Source organism: Streptomyces pseudoechinosporeus, assembly GCF_054783935.1.
Window position 1 is genome coordinate 1 of the sequence record NZ_BAAGPS010000002.1, and the last position, 16,748, is coordinate 16,748.

A 16,748-nucleotide genomic window follows, 5' to 3' on the forward strand; every position below is an offset into this window, starting at 1 on the left:
CTCCCACCCCAACCCCCGCCTACCGCACCCCGGCGGAGCCCTACGCTCCCGTCGGCTGCCGAACGTTGGCCCTGACCCAGTCCACGATCGACGCCGTCGTGGCCCCGGGCGTGAAGATCTCGGCGACACCCTTCTCCTTAAGGAGCGGAATGTCCGCCTCAGGGATGATTCCGCCGCCGAAGACCTTGATGTCCGACGCCTCGCGCTCCTTGAGGAGTTCGATGACGGCGGCGAAAAGCGTGTTGTGGGCCCCGGAAAGAATGGAGAGCCCGATCGCGTCCGCGTCCTCTTGGATCGCGGTGTCGACGATCTGCTCCGGCGTCTGGTGGAGGCCGGTGTAAATGACCTCCATACCCGCATCACGCAACGCCCGCGCAATCACCTTGGCCCCACGATCGTGACCGTCGAGCCCCGGCTTGGCCACCACCACACGGATCGGACCGGATGCCACACCCATCACTGCTGCCTCCATGAACCGACAAGATCTCCAGAGAACCGGACTGCGGAAATCCGTGTCTAGCAAAAACCCAAATCGACCTGTTACCGTCCCGCACCGGCTTGTATCGACTGATAACACCTCAGGACGCCGACGGCGACTCGTCGCAACCGCTTCACGTCAGCCCACGTCAGGTGTACCCAGCGGCACAGCCACCCCGCACCACGTCGGCCGGGGAAGTGAACGAACGTTATCGCTACCATCCCGCAACCGGCAGTTTCGCGGTGGAGACCGAGGGGGAAATCACACGATGGGACAAGTTCGCCGCGCACCGATCCCGCACCCTGGGGCACATGGGCCACAGCCGGGCCGGGCGCAAGGGGAGCCGCCACGAGGTCGCCGTACCTCCGCGCCGCCAGCCACGCGGCCGGATGGTGCGGCATATCGGCGAATGCACGACGACGGGAGGCCCCGTCGTTCCACGGGCGTGATAAACGCCACCCGTGCACCGTCGTTGCTCTCGTCGGCGGTTTCCCATGAGGGCACACGGGGGACAAGGCCGTCCTTCCGTGCGCCGACGGGAGGTCGGCCATGAAGGTCACCAGGGCAGTACTGCCCTTTTATCCGCTTTTGCCGCTCTGTCAACGGCTGTTGCCCAGCAGACTGGCCGGACTCTCGCTGACTCTCCTGAAGGCCACGGCCCTTGAGGTCGCGATCCTCGCGGGACACCTGATCCTCTATCCCACGGGTATCACCCAAGAGCGCCGCCCCGGCGCCGCTTCACCGTCCCCCGCCCTTACCCCCGCCTCAGTCCCCAGGCCCCGCCGCGCACCCGACGACCTCGCCGCCGGGACCGCGACCGAGACCGACCGTGACGCCGAGGCCACCCGCCTGCCCACCCCACCCAAACCGCCGGTTGTCCTCCTCCACGGGTTCATAGACAACCGCTCGGTGTTCGTGCTGCTGCGCCGCTCCCTCGCGCAGCACGGCAGGCAACAGATCGAGTCGCTCAACTACTCCCCCCTGACCTGCGACATACGTACCGCTGCCGAGCTGCTCGGCCGGCACATAGAGGAGATCTGCGAGCGCACCGGTCAGCAGGAGGTGGACATCGTCGGCCACAGCCTCGGCGGACTGATAGCGCGTTACTACGTGCAGCGCCTGGGCGGTGATGTCCGCGTACGGACGCTTGTGACGTTGGGCACACCGCACTCGGGCACGCGCGTGGTGCCGCTGATGAACGCGCATCCGATCGTGCGGCAGATGCGGCCCGGCTCCACCGTGCTCGAGGAGCTGCGCGAGCCCGCACCGGCCTGCCGGACCCGGTTTGTGAGCTTCTGGAGCGATCTCGACCAGTTGATGGACCCGTTGGAGACAGCCTGTGTCGAGCACCCCGACCTGCTCGCACAGAACGTACGGGTGAGTGGGGTCGGTCACCTCGCCCTGCCCGTGCACCCGGCGGTCGCGGCCGGCATACGGCAGGCACTCGACACCGAAGAGACGGCGGGAGCCCCTGCCGCCGCCCGTGCCGGCGGACTGACCGTGGCGTAGCCGCAACGCCCCCTAGGCGTCGGCCGGACACCCAGGAACACCCTCACATCCTCGAACACTCATCGAACGAAAGGCCAAAGCCGCGCCCGCAGTCCGCCGAAAGGCAGCCGAATGCCCGTTTCCTGAACAGGGGATGGCAGCCGAAGATTGTCGCGCCCGTCTACCGCCGGGTACAGTCACCGCACTGCTCTGCCAGCGCCCCTGTCGTCGAGGCGAAAGAGAAGTTGGTGAACGACCGTCACCCGTCGGGGACCGTAGCGCCCCCGGCTTCGGCTCCCGAAGCCGCCTCGACGCACTTCGCGTCGCATGGCGAGCAGGGGGTCCAGTACGGCGACTTCACCACGTACGACGCCTACGCCGCCACCGGTTTTGACGCTACGCCCACCGGCGTCTACGACACATACGGTGCACCGGGTGCCTGCGCGGCGACGCCCTTCGGGGCCACGACGAGCTTCGAGTCCGATCCCCTCTTCGGCGACCTGCCGGGCAGCGGCGGCACGGGTTCGTACGACGCCACGCAGTGGTCCGGCAGTCACCAGACGTTCGGCGGTCACCCGACGCCGAACTACGACCCGTACGCGGCCCAGCACCACGCCGCGTACGACACCGGCAGCCAGGACGCGACCGGTCTCTGGACGGACACCTCCGGTCACCAGCGGCTCACCGGGATACCGGCGCAGTCCACGGGCCCCGACGTCAGCGGTCAGTGGGACGCGAACGCCTGGCTCCAGGCCGAACCGTTCGGCCAGGCCCAGCAGTGGAATACGCAGACCTTCGACTCGGGTGCGTACGACGCGACGGCGTGGAACTCCGACAGCGGCGACCAGCACGAGTCGTACGAGCAACACGAGCCGTACGACCAGCAGGCCACAGCGATCTTCGAGCAGGTCACGTACGAACAACAGACCTCCATAGAGGACGAGTTCAACCCCTCCGACGACCTGGACCCGGACGCCGGCTCCGGCAGCCACGACGAACCCCCTCTCCTCGACGGTGCCGAAGAGATTGCCCCGGACGCCCACGCCACCACCCCCGTCGCCACCCGCTCGGGTTCACGCACCGCATCCCGCGCAGCCTCCCGCTCCCGCCGCCGTACCCCGCCCAAGCGTTCCGCTCTGCTGACGGTCGCTGTGCCGTCCGCGTGTGTGATGGGCGTGGCCGGGATCGCGGCCGCGTCCGTGGGCAGCGGGAGCGAGAACGAGAGCAATGAGACGACGGCCGCGACCGACACAAGCGCTGTGCAGCCGGCGATCGCCAACAACAAGCTGGACACCCAGCTCGAGAGCCTGACCGCGGACGCGGACGACTTCGCCGACCGGGCGAGCCGTACGCAGGAGCGGATCGATCTCAAGGCCCAGCAGGAGGCCGAGAAGAAACGGGCGGCGGCGGAGGCGGCACGCAAGGAGCGGCTGCGTCCGAAGTTCGTGCTGCCGGTCGAGCAGCACGGGCTCAGCGCCTACTACGGCCAGGCCGGCATCAACTGGATGTCCGTGCACTCGGGCATCGACTTCCCCGTCTCGTACGGCACAACGGTGATGGCCGCAACCGACGGCGTCGTCCGTACGGAGTGGAACAGCGCGTACGGGAACATGGCGATCGTGACCGCCAAGGACGGTACGGAGACGTGGTACTGCCATCTCTCCACCTACAAGGTCGCTTCCGGGACCGAGGTGAAGGCCGGCGACCCGATCGCCTACTCCGGCAACTCCGGCAACTCGACGGGCCCGCACCTCCACTTCGAGGTACGCCCGGGCGGCGGCGGCGCGATCGACCCCCTGCCGTGGCTTCGCAGCCACGGCCTCGACCCGACGTAACCGACCCGCCCCGCCGATCGACCGCCAAGCCCCGCCGCAGGGCTACAGCTTCTCCACCGGCGCGTACCGCAGCAGCAGCCGCTTCGGCTTGGTGTCCCCGAAGTCGATCGTCGCCTCCGCGTTCGACCCCGTGCCCTTCACGCCGACCACCGTGCCGAGCCCGAACTGGTCGTGGGTGACCCGGTCCCCCACCGCCAGCGACACCACCGGCTTCTCCGTGGCACCGCCCCGCCGCGTGGCGAAGCCGGAGGCGCCCGAGGCCACCGACCGCGAGCGGGAGGACGACAGGGAGGCCGCCACGCCCGCGGCCGGGCCGGAGGCCACCGCTCCCATGGAACCCGTCCGCTTCCACTCCAGATGTGTGTCCGGAATCTCCTCCAGGAAGCGGGACGGCGGGTTGTACGAGGGCTGCCCCCAGGCGCTGCGCATCGACGACCGCGTCAGATACAGCCGCTCCCGCGCGCGCGTGATGCCGACATACGCGAGCCGCCGCTCCTCCTCCAGCTCCTTGGTCTGGCCGAGGGCGCGCATGTGCGGGAAGACACCGTCCTCCATGCCGGTCAGGAACACCACGGGGAATTCGAGACCCTTGGCGGTGTGGAGGGTCATCAGCGTTATGACGCCGGAGCCGTCCTCTTCCTCGTCCGGGATCTGGTCGGAGTCGGCGACGAGCGCGACCCTCTCCAGGAAGTCGGAGAGCCCGCCCGATGCCTCGCCCTCGCCGGCCTCCTGCTCGAACTCCAGGGCCACGGCGGCCAGTTCCTGGAGGTTCTCGATGCGGGTCTCGTCCTGCGGGTCGGTCGAGGCCTGCAACTCGGCCAAATAGCCGGTGCGTTCGAGGATTGCTTCCAGGACGGTCGCCGGGCCCGCGCCCGACTCGACGATGGTCCGCAGGTCCTCCATCAGCGTGTTGAACCGCTTGACGGCGTTCGTCGAGCGGGCCGCCATGCCGTACGCCTCGTCGACGCGGCGCAGCGCCTGCGAGAAGCTGATCTTCTCCCGCGAGGCGAGTGCGTCGATCATCGCCTCGGCCCGGTCGCCGATGCCCCGCTTGGGGACATTGAGGATCCGCCTCAGCGGTACGGAGTCCTCCGGGTTGGCGAGAACTCTCAAGTACGCGAGGACGTCCCGGACTTCCTTGCGCTCGTAGAAGCGGACGCCGCCGACGACCTTGTAGGGCAGGCCGACGCGGATGAAGACCTCTTCGAAGACACGGGACTGGGCGTTCGTACGGTAGAAGACGGCGACGTCGCCCGCCTTCGCCTCACCGGCGTCGGTCAGCCGGTCGATCTCGTCGGCGACGAACTGCGCCTCGTCGTGCTCCGTGTCGGCGACGTAGCCCGTGATGCGCGCGCCCGCGCCCGCGTTGGTCCACAGGTTCTTGGGGCGGCGGCTTTCGTTGCGCTCGATGACCGCGTTGGCTGCGGTGAGGATCGTCTGGGTGGAGCGGTAGTTCTGCTCCAGGAGGATCGTCTTCGCGTCCGGGTAGTCCTCCTCGAACTGGAGGATGTTGCGGATGGTCGCGCCGCGGAAGGCGTAGATGGACTGGTCGGCGTCGCCCACGACGCACAGCTCGCCCGGGTCGCCCTCGGGGCCGGAGGGCCCGACCAGCTCACGCACCAGCGCGTACTGGGCGTGGTTCGTGTCCTGGTACTCGTCAACCAGTACGTGGCGGAAGCGGCGCCTGTAGTGTTCGGCAACGTCCGGAAAGGCCCGGAAGAGATTGACCGTGGTCATGATCAGGTCGTCGAAGTCGAGGGCGTTCGCCTCACGCAGCCGTGACTGGTACATCGCGTAGGCCTGGGCGAGGGTCTTCTCGAAGCCGTCGGAGGCCTGGGCGGCGAAGTCCTCTTCGTCGATCAGCTCGTTCTTCAGGTTCGAGATCTTGGCGCTGAACGACTTGGGCGGGAAGCGCTTCGGGTCGAGGTCCAGGTCGCGGCAGACCAGGGCCATGAGGCGCTTGCTGTCGGCGGCGTCGTAGATCGAGAACGAGGACGTGAAGCCGAGCTTCTTCGACTCCCGGCGCAGAATGCGGACGCAGGCGCTGTGGAAGGTCATCACCCACATCGCGTTCGCACGCGGGCCGACGAGGTGCTCGACGCGCTCCTTCATCTCGCCCGCGGCCTTGTTGGTGAACGTGATCGCAAGGATCTGGCCCGGGTGGACGTTCCGCTCGCCGAGCAGGTACGCGATCCGGTGTGTGAGCACACGGGTCTTGCCGGAGCCGGCGCCGGCCACGATGAGCAGGGGGGAGCCGGAATGCACGACCGCCGCGCGCTGGTTGTCGTTCAGCCCCTCCAGGAGCGTGGCCGCCTCCACATGGGGACGCGGGGCACCATCGCGGTAGTAGGCCTCCCGGTCCGGCGGCACGTCGAACTTCCCGCCGAACAGATCGTCCGGAACCTGTTCCGGTACGTGCTCGTCCTCGGGCGGCGGCGGGGGCTCTTCCTCGTGGTCCCGCGAGGGTTTGAGGTCCGCCAGGAAGCTGTCATCAAAGAGGCTGCTCATCGCTCTCCGAGTCTAGGCTCCTCCACTGACACCTCGCCGCCGCCCCGAGAACTCGGCCGGTACGACCCTGCCGGGAGCCTGCCGGGATTTCTCTCACCCTCCAGGACCGTCCCGTCACGGTCGGCGACGGATCATGGCACCTGAGGCTAAGGTCACGAAAACGTATCGGACAATTCGCTCATCAACCTTCACAAGAGCCACACGAGTTGGTTAGCTTTCGCAGTGGGCCGCTCGACCCCCACCGGCGAACGTCGCCGGGCCGTGCGGCTCCCGCCGAGTCCGGAACGCCCTAGTGGCCGCCCGGAGCCGGGGACCCACCGACCTTTGGGGTGAATCGGTCCAACTCCCTTAGGGGACAAGGACCGTAGGGCAAACCTTCCGAAGCACACGCCCGAACCCGACAGCTAACTCGGTAGGCGGAGCACGGAAGGAGTCGCCTTCGTGGCGCCACACCGCAAAGCGCGGTCGTCCAGTCCCAAGGGCATACGGACCCCTGCCCTCGCCACCGCCGCTCTCACCTCGGTGGCTCTCCTGTCGCAGACCGCGAACGCTTCGCCCTCCGCGGAGCCGCAGCCCAGCCTCGACGAAGTCCAGAAGAAGGTCGACGACCTCTACCAGCAGGCGGAGACGGCGACCGAGAAGTACAACGGTGCCAAGGAGAAGAGCAGCAAGCAGCGCAAGAAGGTCGACAACCTCCTTGACGACGTGGCCTCGCGCACGCAGAAGCTCAACGAGGCGCGCGAGGAGCTCGGTACGTTCGCCGCCGCGCAGTACCGCACGGGCGCCGCCGCCCCTGACACCGCGTCACTGCTGCTCGCGGACACCCCGCAGGACTACTTCGACCAGAACCAGCTGATGGACCGGCTGACCAGCCGTCAGCAGCAGGCCGTCGAGGACTACGCGACGCAGCAGTCCGAGATGACGCAGCGGCGTCAGGAGGCCTCCGAGAGCCTTCAGGCGCTCACCAAGACCGAGAACACCCTGAAGTCGTCCAAGGCGGACGTTCAGCGGAAGCTCGCCGAGGCGCGCCAGTTGCTCTCGCGGCTGACCGCCGAGGAGAAGGCGCGGCTCGCGGCGATCGAGCGGGAGAAGCGGGAGGAGGCCCAGCGCAAGGCGGAGGAGCTGGCGCGGCAGCAGCAGGCCGCGGAGGAACAGCGCCGCCAACAGCAGCAGGCCCAGCAGACTCCCGCGCCCTCCACCGGCGCGGGGACCTCGACCGGCACGGGCAGCTCCGCGGGGAGCGCCACCTCGACCGCCAAGGGCGAGAAGGCGCTCGCCTTCGCCCGTTCCCAGACCGGCAAGCCGTACGTCTGGGGCGCCTCAGGACCCGGCTCCTACGACTGCTCCGGCCTCACCCAGGCCGCCTGGAAGGCCGCCGGCGTCACCCTCCCGCGCACCACCTGGGACCAGGTCAAGATCGGCACCCAGGTCTCGGTCGCCAGCGCCCAGCCCGGCGATCTCGTCTTCTTCTACGACGACATCAGCCACGTCGGCCTCTACCTGGGCGACGGCATGATGATCCACGCCCCGAAGCCAGGTGCGTACGTCCGCGAGGAGTCGATCTACTACATGCCGATCCACAGCGTGGTCCGCCCGGCATGAGGCACGCGCGCGTGGACCCCTTTTCGGGGTGCACGCGCGCGTGAGCCCTTTTCGGGGCTCTTCAAGGGGCGGTTCTTACGGGGGTTCTTCAAGGCCCGTCAGGTCCAGAGCACCGCGATGAAGACGTTCGCGGTGGTCAGCCCGCCCACCAGCCCGAACAGGCCCTTGTCCACCTTCTCCTCGTCCCGCTTCACATACACGAGACCCAGGATCACGATCAGCAACGCCAGCTTGACGCCGATCTTGACGTTGTTGACCGTCTGGTCGTCGGCCTGGTTGAGGCCGACCAGGATCACGCCCGTGACGAGCATGGTGAACGCCCCGTGGAGCATCGCGGGGCCGAAGCGGGCCGTGCCCTCACCCATCGCCTTCATCTGGGTGAGGAAGCCGCCGAGGAGTGCGGCGATACCGATGATGTGCAGGCCGACGAAGAGATGGATGAGTACGTCCATGAATCCGGAGCCTAACCGGGGGCTCGCATACGGCCTCACACCACCCCGCGCTCCTTGGCGGAGCCCGTACTGCGGAGACTGACGGACCCCGACAGACGCCGGCGGAGCCCATAGCACCGCCGCGCCGTCCGCTCCCCCACAACCTCCGCATCGGTCAACGCCCCGCGTCAACCCGACGGCGCCAGGCCGGGATCACGGTCGCATACGGTCACCGCACGGCTCAGTCCCGACAGTTCCGTACATGGCGTTACCAAGCCCGCCCGCTCAGGTTTAGCGTCCTTCCCCAGGTGACCGGCTCCCCACCGCCGCCCGGGCCAGGGGCGGCAGCCGGGCATCACCGCCGAGAAGATCCGGCGGCGGCCCGCTCCCCCTGTGCGGGCCGCCNNGCGGCCCGCTCCCCCTGTGCGGGCCGCCGCCGGACGCCAGGGGGCTTCTGGCCGCCGCCGGGGGCGTACCCACGCCTCCGCGGTCGTACGGAAGTCCCCCCTTCGGGAAGGAAGTGTGTCCAGGTGGCAGAGCACCGCAAGCCAAGACAGCGCTCACTCGGTGGCAATACGGCCCGCACAGCCTTCACGCTCGCGCTCGCGGGCGCGGCGAGCGCGACCTCCTTCGACGGGGCGGGGCACGCCGAGCCGCGGCTGACACCGGATCAGGTGCGGGCGAAGGTCGACAAGCTGTACCAGGAGGCGGAGGTCGCCACCGAGAAGTACAACGGGGCGAAGGAGAAGGCCGACAAGGCGGAGGACCGGGTGGACTCCCTCCAGGACGAGGCCGCCCGCCGGACGGAGCGGCTCAACTCCGAGCGGGACGCGCTGGGTTCGGTGGCCGCCGCGCAGTACCGGGACGGAGGCCTCGACCCCGCGCTGCGGCTCATCCTCTCCTCGGACCCCGATCAGTACCTGGACGAGGCCGCGTTCGCCGAACGCGCCGGCAGCCGGCAGGCCTCAGCCGTTTCGCGCGTACGCGGCCAACTGCGCGAGATCGAGCAGCTGCGCGGGGCCGCCCGTGTCGAGCTGACCTCGCTCAAGTCCCAGCAGGCGGCGCTGAACCGGCACAAGAAGACGGTCACCGGAAAGCTGGGCGAGGCCCGGCAGCTGCTGTCCCGACTGACTGACGAACAGCGCGCACGGATCGGCGCGGACGACGCCGCCACGGCCCGCGCCTCACGCTCCGCTCCGCGGGATGCGGGCTCGACCGCTGCGGCTCCCAACGCCCGGGCTGCGGCTGCGATTTCGTACGCGTACGACAAGCTCGGCAGCCCGTACGTATGGGGCGCCACCGGACCCGACGCCTTCGACTGCTCGGGCCTCATGCAGGCCGCGTACCGCTCCGCGGGGATCTCGCTGCCTCGGACGACGTATGCCCAGATCGACGCCGGCCAGCGCATCCCCCGCTCCGAACTCCGCCCCGGTGACCTGGTGTTCTTCTACTCCAGCATCAGCCATGTGGGCCTCTACGTGGGCAACGGCCAGATGATCCACGCCCCCAACCCTTCGGCCCCGGTCCGCTTGGCTCCACTGGACGAGATGCCGTTCGCGGGGGCCACCAGGGTGGTGTGAGGTTGTCTCGCCCTCACCGCCCTCACCCGTCCCGTCCCTGGGGGCTGCGCCCCGGGCCCCCTCAGGAAGTACCTCGGGTGCGGGTCGGTTGTGGCTGGTCGCTCCCCACTCTCGGCTTCTCCCCCGCTCCCGGCTTCGCTCGAGCGGGGGACCCCCATGAGCGGGGAGACCCCCATCGCGGCGGAGCCACATATGTCACAGCCCCGCGCCCCTGAAGAGGTGCGCCTGCAGTCGCCCCCCGGTCCCAGGTGCGGCTTCCTTATGCCACCGCTCGCAGCGCTTCCCCTACCGTGGCCACGCCTTCCTCAATCGCGGTGGTTGCGGTCGCCGCGTACCCCAGAAGCACTCCCGGCGAGCCACCCGGCCGCTGCCGGTGCCACGAGAGTGGGTGCACCTTGACGCCGCGAGCCAGTAAGGCGGCGGCGAGGTCGGTGTCGGCGAAACCAAGCCCCTCGAACGTCACCAGCAGATGCAGCCCAGCCGCGGCCCCGTGCACGATCGCCCCCGGCAGATGGGCCCGAATCGCCGCGATCATGGCGTCCCGCCGACGCCGATGACGCCGCCGCAACAACCGCAGATGCCGCTCCAACTCCCCCGACTCCATCAGACGAGCCAGTACGAGCTGCGGGAGCACCGCATTGCCGAGATCCGCGAACCGCTTCGCCGCGACCAGCGCGTCCCGGTACCGCCGCGGCGCCACCACCCACCCCATACGCAGCGCCGGCGCGAGCAGCTTCGACACGCTCCCCATGTAACAGACCCGCTCCGGCATCATCGACCGCACCGCCGGTACGGGCAACCGGTCGTAGCGGTGCTCGGCGTCGTAGTCGTCCTCCACCACCAGGCCGCCGCCCTCGGCCCACCGCATCAACTCCCGGCGCCGTTCACCCCCGAGCACAACCCCCGTCGGAAACTGATGAGCCGGTGTCAGTAACACCGCCCGCCGATCGGCCAGTTCGGATACGAGCACGCCCTCGCCGTCCACCGCCACGGGCGGCGTACGAAGCCCCAGGCTCCCCAGGTGCTGACGAATCCCGAGCGATCCGGGATCCTCCACAGCGATCTCCTCGACCCCGTCCTGGCGCAGCACGCCGCCGATCAGCGCGAGCGCCTGTGCGGTCCCCGCGACGATCAGCACCTCATCGGGCTCGACCCTGATCCCCCGGTTCCGCCCCAGCCAGTGCGCGGCAGCCCGCCGCAACTCCACGGTCCCCCGCGGATCCCCGTACCCGAACCCGCTCGCCGCCAGCTCCCCCAGCACCTCCCGCTCGGCCCGCAACCACGCCGCCCGCGGAAACGCCGCCAGATCCGGTACTCCGGGCGACAGATCGATCCGCGCGGGCGCCACCCGTATCAAATCGAAGACGTCCTCGCCCGGCGGAAGGCCGAACAGGCCGACAGAGTCGGCCCGGTGGCGCGAGTCAGGAGGCCGAACGGGTCCGCCCACGGCCGAGCCCACTCGTGCCACACCAACCGGCCCCGCCACCACCACCGTCCCCCTACGCCCCCGCCCCACCACATGCCCATCCTCCGAGAGCCGCTGATACGCCTCGGTCACCACCCCACGCGACACCCTCAACTCGGCGGCGAGCACACGCGTCGCCGGTAGCCGGCTTCCGAGCGGCAGCCGCCCGTCGGCTATCGCGCGCCGCAGCTGCCCCGCGAGCCAATCGGCCCGCCCACCGAACGGCGCATCCTGTATGTCGAGCTGCAGAAAGTCGGAACCGGCAGACGAGTCCCCGTCTTTGGACATTTTTGGACCTCTCAACAGCACACCCATTGGACCTGTCCGCCGGACCATTCTCGGACGAGGCTCGCCCCATGACCACCACCACGACACCCATCGGCTACGTCCACGGCTACTCCGACCACGAAACCCGCCGCCTCGGCGATCAGGCCGACACCCTCGCGGAACTCCTCCACGCCGGCACGGCCTACCCGGCGGGCAGCAAGATCCTGGAGGTCGGCTGCGGGGTAGGCGCCCAGACGGTCCACTTGGTCGAAGCGAGCCCGGACGCGCACTTCACGGCGGTGGACATCGCGCCCACTTCACTCGCCCAGGCCCGCGCCCGCGTAACGGCCCTGTTCCCCGAGGCCCACGTGACGTGGCACCAGTCGAACCTGTTCGAACTTCCCTTCAAGGACGCCGAGTTCGACCACATCTTCGTCTGCTTCGTGCTGGAACACCTCGCCGCCCCGCGCCAGGCGCTGACCGCCCTGCGCCGCGTCCTCCGACCCGGCGGCACACTCACCGTCATCGAAGGCGATCACGGCTCGACGTTCTTCCACCCCCACAGCCGGTACGCCCAAGGCGCCATCGACTGCCTGGTCCAACTCCAGGCCGCACCAGGCGGGAACGCCCTGATCGGCCGCGAGCTGCACCCCCTCATCGCCGGTGCCGGATTCGAGGACGTGACGGTCCGCCCCCGCACCGTCTACACCGACCGCTCCCGCCCCACCCTGGTGGGCGGCTTCACCCGCGACACCTTCATCGCCATGATCGAGTCCGTACGCGAGGACGCCCTGGCGGCGGGCCTCGTCACCCCCACGGGCTGGGATCGGGGCATCGCGGACCTGCACCGCACGTTGGCCGAGGACGGCACCTTCAACTACACGTTCTTCAAGGCTGTCGCTGTGAACCCGCAGTCGCCGTGATCAGCCCTGCGAGCCGGGCCGCAGCCTGGCCACGAGCTCGCCACGGCTACGGACGCCTACCTTGGCGAACATCGACTTCAGATGGTCCTGCACGGTGTGGGCGGAGATGAAGAGGTGGCCGGCGATATCGGCGGTCGAACGGCCGGCGATCACCTCGCGGCAGATGTCGCGCTCGCGAGACGTCAAACCGTACGCCACGAGAAGCAGACTCATCAGCCGGTCGCCGCTCGCCGGTTCGATGGTTACGGCAACCTGCTCGTCGTCCCCGCCGATCAGCGGGCTGGCCTGGAGGAGTGCCCACCTGCCCCGCGCGTCTCGCAACCGCGCGCGGAATGCCCCCGCGGTTGCGGCACGGGCACCCACGGCCATGACGTGCATCATCAGCATGAACCGCCCGGGTGCGATCTCGTCGATCCCGTCCTGCCATTCCCGTGCGGCCGGGGTGGCCGAGCGAAGTTCGCCGCGCGGACCGAGGACGACGATGGCCGGATGTCCGCCAGGAGCCCGCGCGCGTGCCTCCGAACGCACCGCCAGCCGGGTCGCCCCCGCGATGGCGGGCGCCACTGCGGCGAGGAACTCCGTCTCGCGGTCGGTGAAGTCACGGCCCGCGCGCACCAGGCCCGCCGCGCCCCAGCAGGCCCCGTCGGCCAGGAACAGCATGCGCAGTTCGCTGTCCAGCCCCAAGGGCCGCCACACGTTGTTGAGTCTGGCGCTTCGGGCTCGCTCGCGGTCCGGTAGATCGGAGAGCTTCGCCACGGGTTCCTTGCGCAGAGCCAGCGCGGCGAACGTATGCGGCTCGGCGGCGGAGTATTCGGCTTCGGCCAGCCGTGGTTTGTACTCCGGTGGTATCCGGGTTTCGCCGCTGATCATGGTGCTGATCACCAGTGTTTCCGGGTCGATGGCCGCCCAGCAAGTCAGGTCGGTGCCGACCGCGGTGCCGATCACCTGGATCGCCGCGGAATGGAGTTCGCCGACGCCGAGTCCCGCGGCGGCCAGCGCCACCATCTCCCGGCGGGCACGATGAGCCCGTTCCTCCCACACATGGGAAGTATGTCGCCGTCAGGTCCGATACGTAATCCCAGAATTCTGGGATCGATCCCGCCAGGCGGGCTGCCTAGCGTCGAAGGTATGACGCACCTGATTCAGCACACCGCCGCCGGCGAAGGCGCCGAACTCACCGCCCCGGACGCCGTCCTCACCGTGAAGATCGACGCGGGACACACCGACGGTCACTACGAGCTCTTCGAGGTCGACGCGCCGCGTGGGCCGACAACACCGCCGCACCGGACCGGCTGGAGCAAGGCCTACTACGTACTCCACGGCCGCGTGATCGTCCAGATCGAGGCCGAGGGCTTCGACCTCGGACCAGGGTCGTCGATCACCATCCCGCCAGGAGCCCTCCACACCTTCACCGTGCTCAGCCCAACGACGAAGTTCCTGGTGATGAGCCTGACTGGCGCCATGGGCACCTTCCACGCCGACCTCGACGCCACGGTGCCCCACGGCCGTCCGATCGAGGAAGCCGCACAGGAGATCCAGCAGGTCCTGGCTCGCCACGACGTGACCGTGGCCGGCCTGGAGGCCGCCCGATGACCGCGGTCGTGTGGACCTTCGCACTGCTGGCAGCGATGCTGCACATCGTTGTCTTCGTCTGGGAGGCCCTGCTGTTTCAACGCCCCGGCGTGCATCAGGGCGTTTTCTCCATCCCGAACGCGGACGTCGCGGCCGTCCGGCTGTGGGCATTCGGCGTCGGGTTCTACAACCTGTTCCTCGCCTGCGGCACTGTCGCAGGAGTCATCGCGTGGAGTACTGGTTACGAGGCGGTCGGCCAAGCGCTCGTCATCTACACGTGCCTGTTCATGTTCCTCTCCGGCATCGTGCTCTTCATCGCCGACCGGTTGGCGATGGGGCGGGAGCGGGGAACGGGGCTGAGCGGGGCGCTTGCCCAGAGCCTGCCATCGCTCACCGCGCTCGTCGCCGCGGTGCTGTGACGACTCACGGTCACACCAGCCGTCGTGCCGTTGCCCATCGGGTCAGCTCGTGGCGGTTCGACAGCTGGAGTTTTCTGAGGACCGCCGAGACGTGGGACTCCACAGTCTTCACCGAGATGAACAGCTGCTTGGCGATCTCCTTGTAGGCGTAGCCGCGGGCGATGAGGCGGAGGACCTCGCGCTCGCGCTGGGTGAGGCGGTCGAGGTCCTCGTCGATGGGTGGGGCGTCGGTGGAGGCGAAGGCGTCGAGGACGAAGCCGGCCAGGCGCGGGGAGAAGACCGCGTCGCCGTCTTGGACGCGGAAGACGGAGTCGACGAGGTCCGTGCCGGTGATGGTCTTCGTCACATAGCCCCGCGCGCCGCCCCGGATGACACCGATGACGTCCTCGGCGGCGTCGGAGACGGACAGCGCCAGGAACCGTACGGGCTGCTCGGCATCCGCCATCAACGCGGCGCAGCGACGCAGGACTTCGACACCACCGCCGCCCGGAAGGTGCACATCGAGGAGGACGACCTCGGGCCGTGTCGCCGTGATGACCGAGACGGCCTGGTCGACGTCGGCGGCCTCCCCGACCACCTCGACACCCGTCCGCTCGGTCTGCCCGATCTCCGCCTGGACCCCCGTACGGAACATGCGGTGATCGTCGACGAGGACCACCCGGACCCGCCGACCGGGCCCGGCGTCCGCCGCATCGGACGTGCCCGCCGGGTCGTCGGACTCGGCGGCGCTCTGCGGCGGCGCGTCGGCTGCGGCCGAGCCGGTCTGCTCGGCAGGGCCCGCGCCGGTCGCGCCCGCGGTGGCCCCGCCACCGCCCGGCTCGACCGTCCCGGCCGGCTCGTTCGCCTCGCTCATGTCTCCGCCCTCTCCATCTCCAGCTCGACCTCCGTGCCGCCGTCCGGCACGGCGCGCAGCCGGGCCGTGCCGCCGTTGCGCTCCATGCGGCCGATGATCGATTCTCTGACGCCCATGCGGTCGGCGGGTATCGCGTCCAGGTCGAAGCCGGGGCCGCGGTCCCTGACGGACACGAAGACCGTCCTGCCCTCGACCTCGGCGTAGACCTGCACCGCGCCGCCCTCGCCACCGTACTTGGCCGCGTTCACCATCGCTTCCCTCGCGGCCTGCATCTGGGCTCCTATTCTTTCGTCGAGCGGGCAGTCGCCGACCACCACCACTTCTATGGGGACGCCGTGCTTGTCCTCCACTTCCGCCGCGCTGCGCCGGACCGCCTCGGCGAGCGTGTCCGGCTCGTCGGCCTCGTCCTTGCCGGTGCCCTCCGGTTTGTAGAGCCAGTTGCGCAGGTCGCGCTCCTGGGCGCGGGCCAGGCGGCGGACCTCGCCCGCGTTCTCCGCGTTCCGCTGTATCAGCGTCAGGGTGTGCAGTACCGAGTCGTGGACATGGGCGGCCACCTCCGCCCGCTCCTGGGCACGGATACGCATCAGCCGCTCCTCGGAGAGGTCCTGGGTCATGCGCACGAGATAGGGGCCGGCGAGCAGCGCTATGCCGACGAGGACCGCGAGCGCCGCCTGCAACACCGAGCCGAGGTGGGCGGCGGAGCCCTGGAGGACGAATATCCCGGAGACGCCCACGGTGACCAGCAGGACTCCGGCCGCCGAGCGGGCCAGCGTAAGCGTGCGCCGGTGGCGGCCGACCTCCATCCAGCGGGCCCGCCGCGCGTTGTCCGCCTGGCGCCAGACCAGGGCCACGCCCGCGCCGACGAGGACGACGGGCCAGAGATACGCCTTGGTCCCGCCGCTCAGGTCCACATTGCCGACGAAGATCAGGGCGATCACGACCATCGCGAGCAGCGCGACGATCTGGCCCTTGTCGGGCTTGCGGGCGACGAGTCTGCGGCGCCCGTCGGTGGAGGTTTCGGTGGCGATGGCCGGAGGTCGTCCGGTGTCCACGCCTCCGACGCCGAGCGGCACGAAGAACCAGAACGCGGCATACAGCAAGGCCCCGAGGCCCTCGGCCATGAACAGTCCGACGAAGACCAGCCGCACCCAGACCACAGGCAGCCCGAGATGCCCGGCGAGCCCCCGCGCCACGCCACCGAGCCAGCGTCCGTCGCTGCTGCGGTAGAGCTTGCGCGGCGGCCGCGGGTCCTCGACGGGCACAGCTGCGACTTCCGGCATGCCATCGATATTCACACGCGAGGCGGGCCGGGACATCAGGGTCGACC

The 16,748-nt window shown here is 69.4% G+C and carries 14 protein-coding genes and 1 riboswitch; of the genes, 7 read left to right on the forward strand and 7 right to left on the reverse strand.

The annotated features are described in order from the left end of the window. Positions 1–40 precede the first annotated feature (40 nt). The gene (locus ACYVO6_RS02475) at positions 41–457 is read right to left on the reverse strand and encodes a cobalamin B12-binding domain-containing protein (RefSeq protein ID WP_461057042.1); all 417 of its coding nucleotides are present in this window, start codon (positions 455–457) and stop codon (positions 41–43) included. Positions 458–1,027: 570 nt separating this feature from the next. On the opposite strand from ACYVO6_RS02475, the gene ACYVO6_RS02480 reads away from it, so the two are divergent. Then, on the forward strand, positions 1,028–1,987 hold the full coding sequence (locus ACYVO6_RS02480) for an esterase/lipase family protein (protein ID WP_461056733.1): 960 nt from the start codon (positions 1,028–1,030) through the stop codon (positions 1,985–1,987). A 227-nt stretch (positions 1,988–2,214) separates the two neighbouring features. Then, a complete protein-coding gene (locus ACYVO6_RS02485; protein WP_461056734.1) occupies positions 2,215–3,801 on the forward strand; it encodes a M23 family metallopeptidase in 1,587 nt (528 codons plus the stop codon). Positions 3,802–3,843: 42 nt separating this feature from the next. Here the strand turns inward: ACYVO6_RS02485 and pcrA are convergent, their stop codons facing one another. Further along, positions 3,844–6,309, reverse strand: a complete 2,466-nt coding sequence (gene pcrA / locus ACYVO6_RS02490; RefSeq protein WP_461056735.1) for a DNA helicase PcrA — start codon at positions 6,307–6,309, stop codon at positions 3,844–3,846. Positions 6,310–6,570: 261 nt separating this feature from the next. Beyond that, positions 6,571–6,743: riboswitch (cyclic di-AMP (ydaO/yuaA leader) on the forward strand. Between the two features lie 7 nt (positions 6,744–6,750). Between pcrA and ACYVO6_RS02495 the strand changes: the two genes are divergently transcribed. Further along, positions 6,751–7,911, forward strand: coding sequence for a C40 family peptidase (locus ACYVO6_RS02495; protein WP_461056736.1), 1,161 nt, complete (start codon positions 6,751–6,753; stop codon positions 7,909–7,911). Between the two features lie 98 nt (positions 7,912–8,009). Here ACYVO6_RS02495 and ACYVO6_RS02500 read toward each other — a convergent pair whose 3' ends face one another. Then, the gene (locus ACYVO6_RS02500; RefSeq protein WP_461056737.1) at positions 8,010–8,363 is read right to left on the reverse strand and encodes a hypothetical protein; all 354 of its coding nucleotides are present in this window, start codon (positions 8,361–8,363) and stop codon (positions 8,010–8,012) included. Positions 8,364–8,872: 509 nt separating this feature from the next. Between ACYVO6_RS02500 and ACYVO6_RS02505 the strand changes: the two genes are divergently transcribed. Continuing rightward, positions 8,873–9,922 carry a C40 family peptidase gene (locus ACYVO6_RS02505; RefSeq protein ID WP_461056738.1) on the forward strand — a complete coding sequence of 350 codons (1,050 nt, stop codon included), beginning with the start codon at positions 8,873–8,875 and terminating at the stop codon, positions 9,920–9,922. Positions 9,923–10,181: 259 nt separating this feature from the next. On the opposite strand, the gene pdxR is transcribed toward ACYVO6_RS02505, so the two are convergent. Next, a complete protein-coding gene (pdxR, locus tag ACYVO6_RS02510; protein WP_461056739.1) occupies positions 10,182–11,675 on the reverse strand; it encodes a MocR-like pyridoxine biosynthesis transcription factor PdxR in 1,494 nt (497 codons plus the stop codon). A 68-nt stretch (positions 11,676–11,743) separates the two neighbouring features. On the opposite strand from pdxR, the gene ACYVO6_RS02515 reads away from it, so the two are divergent. Continuing rightward, positions 11,744–12,577, forward strand: a complete 834-nt coding sequence (locus tag ACYVO6_RS02515) for an L-histidine N(alpha)-methyltransferase (RefSeq protein WP_461056740.1) — start codon at positions 11,744–11,746, stop codon at positions 12,575–12,577. Here ACYVO6_RS02515 and ACYVO6_RS02520 read toward each other — a convergent pair whose 3' ends face one another. Then, positions 12,578–13,618 carry a helix-turn-helix transcriptional regulator gene (locus ACYVO6_RS02520; protein ID WP_461056741.1) on the reverse strand — a complete coding sequence of 347 codons (1,041 nt, stop codon included), beginning with the start codon at positions 13,616–13,618 and terminating at the stop codon, positions 12,578–12,580. 87 nt (positions 13,619–13,705) lie between these two features. Here ACYVO6_RS02520 and ACYVO6_RS02525 point away from each other — a divergent pair, with 87 nt between their 5' ends. Together ACYVO6_RS02525 and ACYVO6_RS02530 are read left to right on the forward strand one after the other, a co-directional pair. Next, complete coding sequence (locus ACYVO6_RS02525; protein ID WP_461056742.1) at positions 13,706–14,170, forward strand: cupin domain-containing protein; 465 nt, start codon at positions 13,706–13,708, stop codon at positions 14,168–14,170. After that, complete coding sequence (locus ACYVO6_RS02530) at positions 14,167–14,568, forward strand: DUF1304 domain-containing protein (protein WP_461056743.1); 402 nt, start codon at positions 14,167–14,169, stop codon at positions 14,566–14,568. The genes ACYVO6_RS02525 and ACYVO6_RS02530 overlap by 4 nt, the downstream gene beginning before the upstream one ends. A 10-nt stretch (positions 14,569–14,578) precedes the next feature. Here ACYVO6_RS02530 and ACYVO6_RS02535 read toward each other — a convergent pair whose 3' ends face one another. After that, the gene (locus tag ACYVO6_RS02535; RefSeq protein ID WP_461056744.1) at positions 14,579–15,421 is read right to left on the reverse strand and encodes a LuxR C-terminal-related transcriptional regulator; all 843 of its coding nucleotides are present in this window, start codon (positions 15,419–15,421) and stop codon (positions 14,579–14,581) included. Beyond that, positions 15,418–16,701 (reverse strand): ATP-binding protein, encoded by a 1,284-nt coding sequence (locus ACYVO6_RS02540; RefSeq protein WP_461056745.1) that lies wholly within the window; start codon positions 16,699–16,701, stop codon positions 15,418–15,420. Before ACYVO6_RS02540 ends, ACYVO6_RS02535 begins: the two co-directional genes overlap by 4 nt. Between the last annotated feature and the right edge of the window lie 47 nt (positions 16,702–16,748).

Bases quoted from the DNA above. Each gene is read 5' to 3' on its own strand.
- ACYVO6_RS02475 (WP_461057042.1), bottom strand. From the start codon at position 457: ATGGGTGTGGCATCCGGTCCGATCCGTGTGGTGGTGGCCAAGCCGGGG.
- ACYVO6_RS02480 (WP_461056733.1), top strand. From the start codon at position 1,028: ATGAAGGTCACCAGGGCAGTACTGCCCTTTTATCCGCTTTTGCCGCTC.
- pcrA (WP_461056735.1), bottom strand. From the start codon at position 6,309: ATGAGCAGCCTCTTTGATGACAGCTTCCTGGCGGACCTCAAACCCTCG.
- ACYVO6_RS02500 (WP_461056737.1), bottom strand. From the start codon at position 8,363: ATGGACGTACTCATCCATCTCTTCGTCGGCCTGCACATCATCGGTATC.
- pdxR (WP_461056739.1), bottom strand. From the start codon at position 11,675: ATGTCCAAAGACGGGGACTCGTCTGCCGGTTCCGACTTTCTGCAGCTC.
- ACYVO6_RS02515 (WP_461056740.1), top strand. From the start codon at position 11,744: ATGACCACCACCACGACACCCATCGGCTACGTCCACGGCTACTCCGAC.
- ACYVO6_RS02525 (WP_461056742.1), top strand. From the start codon at position 13,706: ATGACGCACCTGATTCAGCACACCGCCGCCGGCGAAGGCGCCGAACTC.
- ACYVO6_RS02530 (WP_461056743.1), top strand. From the start codon at position 14,167: ATGACCGCGGTCGTGTGGACCTTCGCACTGCTGGCAGCGATGCTGCAC.
- ACYVO6_RS02535 (WP_461056744.1), bottom strand. From the start codon at position 15,421: ATGAGCGAGGCGAACGAGCCGGCCGGGACGGTCGAGCCGGGCGGTGGC.
- ACYVO6_RS02540 (WP_461056745.1), bottom strand. From the start codon at position 16,701: ATGCCGGAAGTCGCAGCTGTGCCCGTCGAGGACCCGCGGCCGCCGCGC.